Origin of the sequence: Streptomyces mashuensis (genome assembly GCF_014654785.1) — a bacterium.
In the GTDB taxonomy this organism is placed as follows: domain Bacteria; phylum Actinomycetota; class Actinomycetes; order Streptomycetales; family Streptomycetaceae; genus Streptomyces; species Streptomyces mashuensis.
On sequence record NZ_BNBD01000007.1, the window covers coordinates 221,915 to 234,629 of the forward strand.

The following is a 12,715-nucleotide window of genomic DNA, read 5'->3' on the forward strand; positions in this document are numbered from 1 at the left end:
CTGTCTTCCGCGACTTCCGCGAGAGGGATGCACGTATGAACGAGGAAAAGCTCCGCTACTTTCTCAAGCGGGTGACGGCGGATCTCCACGAGACCCGTCGCCGCCTGCAGGAAGTGGAGTCGGGAGAGCAGGAGCCCATCGCCATCGTCGGCATGAGCTGCCGCTACCCGGGGGGCGTCGCGTCCCCCGAGGACCTGTGGCGGCTCGTGCTGGGCGGTGAGGACGCCATTTCCGGCTTCCCCACCGACCGCGGCTGGAACGTCGAGCAGCTCGTCGACGACGACCCCGACCAGCAGGGCACCAGCTACGTCGCCGAGGGCGGCTTCCTCTACGAGGCCAACCACTTCGACCCCGCCTTCTTCGGCATCTCGCCGCGCGAGGCCCTCGCCATGGACCCGCAGCAGCGGCTCCTGCTGGAGACCACCTGGGAGGTGTTCGAGCGGGCGGGCATCGACCCGGCGTCGGTGCGCGGCAGCCGCACCGGCGTGTTCGCCGGCGTGATGTACCACGACTACACGTCCCGGCTCCGCTCCATCCCCGACGGCGTGGAGGGCTACCTCGGCACCGGCGGCTCCAGCAGCGTCGCGTCGGGCCGCGTGTCGTACACGTTCGGGCTGGAGGGCCCGGCCGTGACCGTCGACACGGCGTGCTCGTCGTCGCTGGTCACCCTGCACCTCGCCGTGCAGGCGCTGCGCAACGGCGAGTGCGAGCTCGCCCTCGCCGGCGGCGTCACCGTCATGCCCACGCCCGGCACCTTCATCGAGTTCAGCCGCCAGCGCGGCCTGTCGTTCGACGGCCGCTGCAAGTCGTTCGCCGCCGCGGCGGACGGCACCGGCTGGGGCGAGGGCGTCGGCATGCTGCTCGTCGAGCGGCTGTCGGACGCCCGCAAGAACGGCCACCGCGTGCTGGCAGTGGTGCGCGGCTCCGCCGTCAACCAGGACGGTGCGAGCAACGGCCTGACGGCCCCCAACGGCCCGTCCCAGCAGCGCGTCATCCGCCAGGCCCTCGCCAACGCGCGGCTGACAGCGGCGGATGTCGACGTCGTCGAGGCGCACGGCACGGGCACGACACTCGGCGACCCCATCGAGGCACAGGCGCTGCTGGCGACGTACGGCCGCGAACGCAGCGAGGACCGGCCGCCGCTGTGGCTGGGCTCCGTGAAGTCGAACATCGGCCACACCCAGGCCGCCGCCGGCGTCGCGGGCATCATCAAGATGGTGCTGGCGATGCAGCACGGTGTGCTGCCGCGGACGCTGCACGTCGACGAGCCGACGCCGCACGTCGACTGGGCTGCGGGCGCGGTCGAGCTGCTGACGGAGGCGCGGGACTGGCCGGACACGGGCGACCGTCCGCGGCGCGCCGCGGTGTCGTCGTTCGGCATCAGCGGCACCAACGCCCACGTGATCGTCGAGCAGGCGCCGGAGCCGACGGAAGCGGACGCCGAGGAGACGGCCGGCACGCCGCTCCCGCTGACCCTGCCGGTGCTGCCCTGGGTGCTGTCCGCGAAGGGCGAGCAGGCCCTCCGCGACCAGGCTCGCCGGCTGCACACCTACGTGACGGAGCATCCCGGCCTCGACACCGCCGACGTCGCCCTGTCGCTCGCGACGACCCGCTCCGCGCTGGAGACCCGCGCCGCCGTGGTGGCAGGCGACCGCACCGCCTTCCTGGCGGCGCTCGACAGCCTCGCGTCCGGTGCGTCCGGCGCGGAAGCACCGGCCGGGCTGATCGAGGGCACGGCCGAGGGCCGCGGCAAGCTGGCGTTCCTGTTCACGGGGCAGGGGAGTCAGCGGCTGGGGATGGGGCGTGAGCTGTACGACACCTATCCGGTGTTCGCCGAGGCGTTCGATGCGGTGTGTGCCGAGCTGGACGGCCGGCTTCGGCTGCCGCTGAAGGACGTGCTGTTCGGCGGGGACGCGAGTGTTCTCGACCGGACGGAATTCGCTCAGCCGGCGTTGTTCGCGGTGGAAGTTGCGCTGTTCCGGTTGATGGAGGCGTGGGGTCTCAAGCCCGACTTCCTGTCCGGTCACTCTGTCGGTGAGATTGCTGCTGCGCATGTGGCGGGTGTGTTCTCGCTGGCTGATGCGTGTGCGCTGGTCGCTGCCCGTGGGCGGCTGATGCAGGAGCTGCCGGAGGGCGGCGCGATGGTGGCTGTGCAGGCCACCGAGGAGGAAGTCGCTCCCTACCTGACCGACCGGGTCGGTGTCGCCGCCATCAACGGACCCTCGTCCGTGGTGATGTCGGGTGACGAGGCCGTCGTCCTGGAGATTGCTGCTCGTTTCGAGGCGGAGGGTCGTAAGACGCGCCGGCTGAGCGTCAGCCACGCGTTCCACTCGCCGCTGATGGACGGGATGCTGGACGCGTTCCGCGAGGTGGTCGCTGGTATCGGCTACAGCGAGCCGGGCATCCCGGTCGTCTCCAACCTGACCGGTGCGCTGGTGTCCGGTGAGGAGATGTCCTCGCCGGAGTTCTGGGTGCGGCACGTCCGCGAGGCCGTCCGTTTCCACGACGGCGTACGTGTGCTGGAGGCCGAGGGCGTCACCACATTCGTCGAGCTCGGGCCCGATGGCGTGCTGTCGGCCATGGCTCAGGAGAGCGTCGCTGATGGTGCCTTCGTGCCCGTCCTGCGCCGTGACCGCGCCGAGGCCGAGACGCTGACCGCCGCGCTCGCCCAGGCCCATGTCCGTGGCGTGACCGTCGACTGGAACGCGTACTTCGCCCCCACCGGCGCCCAGCGCGTCGACCTGCCCACGTACGCCTTCCAGCACGAGCACTACTGGCTCGACGCGGGCACCGTCGGCGGCGACGCCACGTCGCTCGGCCTGCGGCCGGCGGACCACCCCCTGCTGGGTGCCGCCGTGGCGCTCGCGGACGCCGACGGCTTCCTGTTCACCGGCCGGCTGTCCCTCGACACGCACCCCTGGCTGGCCGACCACGCCGTCATGGGAGCCGTGCTGCTCCCGGGAACGGCGTTCGTCGAGCTCGCCGTCTGCGCCGGTGACCAGGTCGGGTGCAGCTTCGTCGAGGAACTCACCCTCGAAGCGCCGCTGGTGCTGCCCGAGCACGGCGGCATACAGCTCCAGGTCGCCGTCGGCGCCGCCGACGAGTCCGGCCGCCGTTCCGTGACGTTCCACTCCCGCGGGGACTGGGGACACGGCGACGACTCGTGGGTGCGGCACGCCTCCGGCGTGCTGGCCGAGAGCAACCCGGCCGGTTCCTTCGACCTGAGCGCATGGCCGCCGGCGGGCGCCGAGGCAGTGGAGGTGGCCGGGCTGTACGAGGGCCTGGCGGCGTCCGGGTTCGCATACGGCCCCGTGTTCCGCGGTCTGACGGCGGCGTGGCGGCTCGGCGACGACGTGTTCGCCGAGGTCGTGCTGCCGGAGGACGCGCGCGACGAGGCGTTCGGTGTGCATCCGGCGCTGCTCGACGCCACGCTGCACGCGATCGGCCTGGGCGGACTGCTGAAGGAGTCCGGCGGCCGCGGCCGGCTGCCGTTCTCGTGGTCCGGCGTGTCGCTGCACGCGGCCGGCGCGTCGCGGCTGCGCGTCAAGCTGTCCCGGGCCGGTACGGGCGCGGTGTCGCTCGCGGTCGCCGACGCCGAGGGCACCCCGGTGGTGTCCGTGGACGCCCTCGCGCTCCGTGAGGTGTCGCCGGAGCAGCTGACGGGCGCCCGTAACGACTCGCTCTACCGCGTGGAGTGGGTGGCGGCCCCTGCCGCTGTCTCCTCCGTCGCTGTGGGCGAGTGGGCGACTGTGGGAGCCGACGGACTGGCCGGGCTGGACGCCGTCCCCGGTGTCGTCGTGGTCGACAGCCGGTCCGACAGCCCCGCCCGGACCGTCCGCGAGGCCGTGCACCAGGCCCTGGCGACCGCGCAGGAGTGGCTGGCCGATGACCGGTTCGCCGGTTCGTGCCTGGTGTTCGTCACGCGTGGCGCGGGCGACCTGACCGGTGCCGCCGTACGCGGCCTGGTGCGGTCGGCCGCGTCGGAGAACCCTGGCCGGTTCGCCGTGGTGGACGTGGACGACGCGGACGCGTCGTTCGACGCGTCGTGGCTGGTGGCCGGCGAGCCCGAGGTGGCGGTGCGCGACGGTGCGGTGCTGCTGCCGCGCCTGGCGCGTGCCACCGCGAACGCCGACGCCGATCACACGGCCGCGTTCGACGCGGACGGCACCGTCCTGCTCACCGGCGCCGGTGGTGTCCTGGGCGGCGTCTTCGCCCGGCACCTGGTGACCGAGCACGGCGTCCGCCACCTCCTGCTGGTCAGCCGCCGCGGCGACGCCGCGGAAGGCGCCGCCGACCTGGCGGCCGAACTCACGTCCCTCGGCGCCGAGAGCGTCACCTGGGCCGCGTGCGACGTGGCCGACCGCGCATCGCTGGCAGCAGTGCTGGAGTCGGTGCCGTCCGAGCGCCCGCTGTGTGCTGTCGTGCACGCGGCCGGTGTGCTGGACGACGGCGTCGTCACCGCCCTGACGCCCGAGCGCATCGATGCTGTGCTGCGCCCGAAGGTCGACGCGGCCCGCAACCTGCACGAGCTGACGCGCGACCTCGACCTGTCGGCGTTCGTGCTGTTCTCCTCCGCCGCCGGTGTCTTCGGTGGCGCGGGCCAGGGCAACTACGCCGCCGCCAACAGCTACCTCGACGCCCTCGCCCAGCACCGCCGGGCATCCGGTCTCCCCGCCACCTCCCTCGCCTGGGGTCTGTGGGACGAGGCCGGTGGCATGGCCGGTCAGGCCGACGCCGAGCGGTTGGGCCGGGGTGGTGTGGGTGCACTGTCGGCCGCGGAGGGTGTGGCGTTGTTCGACGCCGCGCTCGCGACGGACGAGGCCCTGCTCGTGCCGGCACGCTTCGACCTGGCGGGGCTGCGCGATCAGGCGGCGACGGGCATGTTGCCGCCGCTGCTGCGCGGCCTGGTCCGGGTGCCCACCCGTCGTACGGCCGCCGCTGCGAGCACCGGTGGCGAGTCCGCGCTCGTCGCCCGCCTGGCGGCCCTCGGCCCCGCCGAGCAGGACGAGGCCGTCCTCGACCTCGTCAGCGGCCAGGTCGCGGCCGTCCTCGGGTACGCGGGCGGCGCGGCCGACGTCACGCCGTCCCGCGCGTTCAACGAGATCGGCTTCGACTCGCTGACCGCCCTGGAGCTCCGCAACCGGCTCAACGCCGCCACCGGGGTCCGGCTCCCCGCCACGCTCGTCTTCGACTACCCGAGCCCGGCCGTCCTCGCCCGCTTCCTGCGCGAGGAACTTCTCGGCACCGGCGCCCCGGCCGCCGCCCTCGCGCCCGTCGTCACCACGGCCGCCGGCGACGACGACCCCATCGTCATCGTGGCGATGAGCTGCCGCTACCCCGGCGGCGTCAGGTCGCCCGAGGACCTGTGGGAGCTGGTCACCGAGGGGCGGGACGCGATCACGTCGCTGCCCACGGACCGCGGCTGGGACGTCGACGGGCTCTTCGACCCCGACCCCGACCGGCCCGGCACGAGCTACACGCGCGACGGCGGGTTCCTGCACGACGCCCACCACTTCGACCCGGTCTTCTTCGGCATGAGCCCCCGCGAGGCGCTGGCCACGGACCCGCAGCAGCGTCTGCTGCTGGAGGCCTCCTGGGAGGCGTTCGAGCGGGCCGGCATCGACCCGGCGACCGTGCGCGGCAGCCGCACCGGTGTCTTCGCGGGCGTGATGTACAACGACTACGGCACCCTGCTGCACCGGGCCCCGGACGGGCTCGAGGGCTACATGGGCACGTCCAGCTCGGGCAGCGTGGCGTCGGGCCGCGTGTCGTACACGTTCGGGCTGGAGGGCCCGGCCGTGACCGTCGACACGGCGTGCTCGTCGTCGCTGGTCACCCTGCACCTGGCGGTGCAGGCGCTGCGCAACGGCGAGTGCGACCTCGCCCTCGCGGGCGGTGTGACCGTCATGGCGACCCCCGGCACCTTCGTGGCCTTCAGCCGGCAGCGCGGCCTGGCGGTCGACGGGCGCTGCAAGCCCTTCGCCGCCGCGGCCGACGGCACGGCCTGGGGCGAGGGCGTCGGCATGCTGCTCGTCGAGCGGCTGTCGGACGCCCGCCGCCACGGTCACCCCGTGCTGGCGGTCGTGCGGGGCTCGGCCGTCAATCAGGACGGCGCGAGCAACGGCCTGACGGCCCCCAACGGCCCGTCGCAGCAGCGCGTCATCCGCCAGGCGCTCGCCGGCGCCCGCCTGACCTCCGCCGATGTCGACGTCGTCGAGGCGCACGGCACAGGTACGACGCTCGGCGACCCCATCGAGGCGCAGGCGCTCCTGGCGACGTACGGCCAGGACCGGCCCGCCGGCCGGCCGCTGTGGCTCGGTTCGGTGAAGTCCAACTTCGGCCACACGCAGGCCGCCGCGGGTGTCGCGGGCATCATCAAGATGGTGATGGCCATGCGGCACGGCGTGCTGCCGCGCACCCTGCACGTCGACGAGCCGTCGCCGCACGTCGACTGGTCGGCGGGCGCGGTCGAGCTGCTGACCGAGGAGCGGGCGTGGCCGGAGACGGGCGACCGTCCGCGGCGCGCCGCGGTGTCGTCGTTCGGCATCAGCGGCACCAACGCCCACACCATCCTGGAAGCGCCCCCGGCCACCGGCGACGAGCCGGCGGACGAGGCCCTGGCGGAGGGCGGTTCCGGCCTGCCGGTGCTGCCGTGGGTGCTCTCCGCGCGGACCCCGGAGGCCCTCCGCGGCCAGGCCGGGCGGCTGCACGCCCACGTCATGTCCCACCCCGAGCAGTCCCTCGCCGACATCGCGCACTCGCTCGTCACCGGCCGCGGCGTCTTCGAGCACCGCGCCGCGGTGGTGGCCGGGGAGAGGAGCGAGTTCCTCGCCGGTCTCGCCGCCCTGGCCGAGGGCGACGGCGGTCTCACCGCCATGGCCGGCGGCAAGGTGGCGTTCCTGTTCACGGGTCAGGGCAGCCAGCGGCTCGGGATGGGTCGCGAGCTGTACGGCGCGTACCCCGCGTTCGCCGAGGCGCTGGACGCGGTGTGTGCGGAGCTGGACGGTCATCTGCGGCTGCCGCTGAAGGACGTGCTGTTCGGCGAGGACGCCGCTGTTCTCGACCGGACGGAGTTCGCCCAGCCGGCGCTCTTCGCGGTGGAAGTGGCGTTGTTCCGCCTGCTGGAGGCGTGGGGCATCAGGCCCGAGCTCGTCTCCGGTCACTCGATCGGTGAGATCGCTGCCGCGCATGTCGCCGGGGTGTTCTCCCTGGCCGATGCGGCCGCGCTCGTTGCTGCCCGAGGCCGCCTGATGCAGGAGCTGCCGGAGGGCGGCGCGATGGTGGCTGTCCAGGCCACCGAGGACGAGGTCGCTCCGCACCTCACCGAACGCGCCGGCATCGCTGCCCTCAACGGCCCGCAGTCGGTCGTCGTCTCCGGCGAGGAGACCGACGTCCTGGCGATCGCGGCACACTTCGAGGCGGAGGGCCGCAAGACCCGTCGTCTCACCGTCAGCCATGCGTTCCACTCGCCGTTGATGGACGGCATGCTGGGCGACTTCCGCAAGGTCGCCGAGTCGCTGACGTACAGCGCGCCGCGCATCCCGGTGGTCTCGAACCTCACGGGTGCCGTGGTCACGGCCGACGACATGACGTCCCCCGACTTCTGGGTGCGTCACGTCCGCGAAGCCGTCCGTTTCCACGACGGCGTTCAGGCGCTCCGGACCGCGGGCGTCACCACCTTCGTGGAGCTCGGCCCCGACGGTGTGCTCTCCGGCATGGCACAGCAGTTCGTCGAGGCCGACGACGCCGTCTTCGTTCCCGTCCTGCGCCGCGACCACGCCGAGGCGCACACCCTCACCACGGCCGTCGCCCACGCCCACCTGCGTGGCCTGGCCGTCGACTGGGCCGCGTACTTCGCCGGTGCCGAGGCGCCCGTACGCCGCGTCGACCTGCCGACGTACGCGTTCCAGCACCAGCGGTACTGGATCGACGTGCCCGTGGCGGGCCCGGCCGACGTGGCGTCCGCCGGTCTCGGGCCGGCCGGCCACCCGCTGCTGGGCGCGGCGGTCGAACTGCCGGACACGGGCGGGCTGCTGCTCACCTCACGTCTCGCCCTGGACACCCACCCCTGGCTGGCGGACCACGCCGTGGCGGGGACGGTACTGCTGCCGGGCACGGCCTTCGTCGAGCTGGCGGTCCGCGCCGGTGAGCTCGTGGGCTGCGACGAGGTCGAGGAACTGACCTTGGAGGCGCCCCTGGTGCTGGCCGGGCAGGGCGCCGTGCAGCTGCGGCTGTCGGTCGGCGAGCCGGACGCGACGGGCCGCCGGCCGCTGGCGCTGCACTCGCGTGCGGAGGACGCGACGGCCGAGGAGCCGTGGGTGCGGCACGCGAGCGGCCTGCTGGCCACCGGCGGGCCGGCGGCGCAGGCGCCGTCGCAGGCCGGGGCTCTCGCCGAGTGGCCGCCGTCAGGGGCCGAGGCGGTGGCGACGGACGACCTGTACGAGCGGTTCGCCGCGGCAGGCTTCGGGTACGGGCCCGCGTTCCGGGGGCTCACGGCCGGCTGGCGGCGTGGCGACGAGGTGTTCGTGGAGCTCTCCCTCCCGGGCGAGCAGCGCGACGAGGCCGGACGGTTCGGCCTGCACCCCGCCCTGCTGGACTCCGCCCTGCACGGTCTGGCGCTCGGCGACGTGCCGGGCGGGGCCGGCGTCTCGGCGGGGCCGCGGCTGCCGTTCTCGTGGCGCGGCGTACGGCTGTACGCGGCGGGTGCCGCCGCGCTGCGGGCCCGGATCGCGCCGGCCGAGGACGGTGCGGTGTCGCTGACGGTCGCGGACGCGACCGGTGCGCCCGTCGCGGCGGTCGAGTCGCTGCTGCTGCGGGCCATCGACCCGGAGCGGCTGCGTGCCGCACGGCAGCAGGGCTCCCACGAGTCGCTGTACGCGCTGGAGTGGGTGTCCGTTCCGCTGCCGTCGGACGCGGCCCAGGGTGATGTGGCCGTGCTCGGCGGGGAAGCCCTGCCGCCGGCCGCCGCCCTGGAGGCTGCGGGCGCGGTGGCCGGCACGTACGCGGACGCGGCGGCGCTCGCCGGCGTCGTGGCGGCGGGCAAGCCCGCGCCCCGGACGGTCCTCTTCCCCTGCTTCCCGCAGGAGACGGACGGCTCCGGTGTCGCGGCGGCCGCCCGGCGCGTGACGCACGCGGTGCTCGACGCCGTCCAGGCGTGGCTGGCCGAGCCGGCCCTCGAAGGGGCGCAGCTCGTGTTCGTCACCCGGGGCGCGGTGGCCGCCGGCGCCGGCGAGGACGTGCCGGACCTGGCGCACGCGCCGGTGTGGGGCCTGGTCCGGTCCGCGCAGACGGAGAACCCCGGCCGCTTCGGCCTCGTGGACCTCGACGCCGGTGCGGACGAAGCGGCAGCCTCGCTGCTGTCCGCCGCCCTCGCCTCCGGCGAGCCGCAGGTCGCCGTCCGGGACGGTGCTCTGCGCGTGCCGCGGCTGGCGCGGGCCGTGGTGGACGGGGACGCCGGGCCGGTCGCCCTCGACCCGGCCGGGACCGTGCTGGTCACCGGTGCGACCGGGGCGCTGGGTGCGCTCGTCGCACGGCACCTGGCCGCCGAGTACGGTGTCCGGCACCTGCTGCTCACCAGCCGGCGCGGGCCCCGCGCCGAAGGGGCGGACGCCCTGGTGGAGGAGCTGGCGGGGCTCGGGGCGACGGCCACCGTCGTCGCCTGCGACGTGGCCGACCGGGAGGCGCTGGAGCAGCTGCTCGCCTCCGTGCCGGCCGCCCGGCCGCTGACCGCCGTGGTGCACACGGCGGGTGTGCTGGACGACGGGCTGATCCCGTCGCTGACCGCCGAGCGCGTCGACACGGTCCTGCGGCCCAAGGTGGACGCCGCGGTCAACCTGCACGAGCTGACGCGCGACCTGGACCTGGCCGCGTTCGTGCTGTTCTCGTCCGCCGCGGGGGTCTTCGGCACCCCGGGGCAGGGCAACTACGCGGCCGCGAACGTGTTCCTCGACGCGCTCGCCGCGCACCGGCGCGGCCTCGGCCTGCCCGCCGTGTCGCTGGCGTGGGGGCTGTGGGCCGAGCGCGGCGCGATGACCGGCGACCTGGCCGACGCCGACGTACGGCGCATGGCCCGGTCCGGGCTGCTGCCGCTGGCGTCGGACGAGGGGCTGGCGCTTCTCGACGCGGCCCTGACGCCCGGCGGCTGGGCGGCGCTGGTGCCGGCGCACCTGGACATGGCGCCGCTGCGGGCGCTGGCGGCGGCCGGGGAACTGCCCGGCCTGTTCCGCGGGCTGGTGCGGGTGCCGCGGCGTGCCGCGGCGGCCGCGGCCGGCGAGGACGGCGGGCCGGCGGTGCTGCTGCGGCGGCTGGCGGGCCTGGACGAGGCCGGGCAGGAAGCCGCCCTGCTGGAGCTGGTGTGCGGTCAGGTGGCCGTCGTCCTGGGCTACGGGTCGGCGGAGGAGGTCCCGTCGGACCGGGAGTTCCTGGAGCTGGGCGTGGACTCGCTGACCGCCGTGGAGCTGCGCAACCGGCTCAACGCGGCGAGCGGCCTGCGGCTGCCCCCGACGCTGCTGTTCGACCACCCGTCGCCGGTGCTGACCGCCCGGCACCTGCGGGAACAGCTGCAGCTCGGCGCGCAGGGCGGCGAGCGGACGCCCGCCGGACCGGACGCGGCGGACGCGGCCGGCGGCGGGATGTTCGGGGCGATGCTGGAGGAGGCGGGCCGGCTGGGCCGGTCGGGCGAGTTCATGGGGCTGCTGATGGAGGCGTCCCGGTTCCGTCCCTCGTTCTCCTCCGCGGACGACCTGCGCACCGCGCCGTCGCTGGTGCGGCTGTCGCGGGGCGACGAGGGGCCCGGCCTGATCTGCTTCTCGTCGATCCTGTCGATCTCCGGGCCGCACCAGTACGCGCGGTTCGCCGCCGCCTTCCGCGACCGCCGCGACGTGTGGGGGCTGGGCGCGCCCGGGTTCCTGGCCGGCGAGCAGCTGCCCGCCGACCCGGAGGCGGTGGTCGAGGCGCAGGCCGAGGCGGTGCTGCGGCACGCCGGTGACCGGCCGTTCGTCCTGCTGGGCCACTCCTCGGGCGGCATGCTGGCGCACGCCGTGACCGAACGGCTGGAGCAGCAGGGCGTGTTCCCCCGCGGTGTCGTGCTCATCGACATCTACTCGCACGACGACCAGGCCATCGTGGGCATCCAGCCCGGCCTGGCGGCGGGGATGAACGAGCGGCAGGAGAGCTACGTGCCGGTGGACGACACGCGGCTGCTGGCGATGGGCGCCTACTTCCGGCTGTTCGGCGGCTGGCGGCCGCGGCCGGTGCGGACGCCCACGCTGCTGGTGCGGGCCGGGGAGCAGTTCTTCGACTGGTCGAAGGACGGCGACTGGCGGTCCTACTGGGACCTTGAGCACACGGCCGTGGACGTGCCGGGCAACCACTTCACGATGATGGAGCAGCACGCCGCCACCACCGCGCGGGCCGTGGCGGACTGGCTGGCCTGACCGGGAAAGGCCGAGGGGCCGGTCCCCACCCTTCGGGGTGGGGACCGGCCCCTCGGCCGCGTGCGGCTCAGGCCCGGCGTTCGCGGGCGCGCTTGTTGTTCAGGCCCACCGCCACGACCTCGAACGCGGACTTGGTGCAGTCCAGCCGGTGGAAGAGGTTGTCCGGCCCGGTCACGGCCACCTTCGACACGCCCATGTCCTTCAGCGTGCGGACGACGTCGGGCCAGTTGATGGGCCGGTCGAACGTGTCCAGCAGCATGGTGCGCATCTCGGCGGCGGTCCGGATGACGGTGCCGTCCTGGTCGGTGACCACGGGCAGCCGCGGGTCGGCCAGCTCGTAGCGGGAGAGCACCTCCTCCTCGGCGCGGCGGCGCAGGGCCGTGAAGGACGGCGCGTGGACCGGCGGCCACATCGAGTACATCGAGTAGCCGCCGGCGTCGCTGATCCGCTTCTTCAGGCCGTCGAGGTCCTTCTCGCGGACCGACAGCATGTGGAAACCGGCGTCCAGGAATCCGGAGAACTCGTACCAGGCGCCCCGGTCGTCGAACTCGGCGAGAATCTCCTTGAGCCGCTCGTCGGGGACGCGCAGGAACGAATGCGTCACGACGTCCGTGTACTCCTGGCGGAAGAAGTCCTCCTCGCACCGGGCCAGCTCCGCCGTGAGCCGCACCACGTCGGCAAAGGACAGACTGCCCACGTAGGCCGCGGCCGCCTTCTGCCCGAAACTCGGCCCGGCGCAGAAATCAGGGACGATGCCGAGGGTCTCCTCGGCCCGGTCGGCCATCGCCATGGAGTTCACCAGGAATGCCACCTGGGAGAATTCGGAATAGTCCTCGGTGGCCTCCCGGAAGTGGTCGAAGACCGACAGGCCCAGGGCCTCGTCGGCCTCGGCGAGCCGGCGCCGGGCGAACGGGTCCAGCATGAGGAACCGGCCCACCTCGGCGAACCGGGAGGGCCCCATGCCGGGGAATACGATGGCGGTGTGCCCCGCCTGGTCTGCAGTGGTCATGCTCGGGTACGCCTCACCGCGCCGTTCCCGGCGCCGCCCGGCACTCCGGACGGGAACACCGTCACGACGCTTTACGGTCGGGGAAAATCAGGGGAATTCTTGACCGGTCCGCCGCAGGGGACGGTGGAATCCAATAACGTGCGCGCCATGTGTAGCACGCGCCCGCTCCCGGGCGGGAGCAGGGGTCCGTGCATTAGGGGTTGCGGCCTTCGGCCAGGGGTCTGTAGGGGCAATTCGCGGGTATTGCACGGCGGTTGAACGGCCCCATAGC

General features: G+C 74.2%; 2 protein-coding genes. One reads left to right on the top strand and one right to left on the bottom strand.

Going from position 1 to position 12,715, the window contains the following annotated elements; translation table 11 throughout:
• Window positions 1-35: 35 nt before the first annotated feature.
• The gene (locus IE305_RS18730; RefSeq protein WP_190130795.1) at window positions 36-11,435 is read left to right on the top strand and encodes a type I polyketide synthase; all 11,400 of its coding nucleotides are present in this window, start codon (window positions 36-38) and stop codon (window positions 11,433-11,435) included.
• Window positions 11,436-11,502: 67 nt separating this feature from the next.
• Here the strand turns inward: IE305_RS18730 and IE305_RS18735 are convergent, their stop codons facing one another.
• A complete protein-coding gene (locus IE305_RS18735; protein ID WP_190130796.1) occupies window positions 11,503-12,444 on the bottom strand; it encodes an ACP S-malonyltransferase in 942 nt (313 codons plus the stop codon).
• Window positions 12,445-12,715 lie beyond the last annotated feature (271 nt).

What these genes read in the sequence shown, in the direction of transcription:
- IE305_RS18730 (WP_190130795.1), top strand. Translation starts at nt 36, where the DNA reads ATGAACGAGGAAAAGCTCCGCTACTTTCTCAAGCGGGTGACGGCGGAT.
- IE305_RS18735 (WP_190130796.1), bottom strand. Translation starts at nt 12,444, where the DNA reads ATGACCACTGCAGACCAGGCGGGGCACACCGCCATCGTATTCCCCGGC.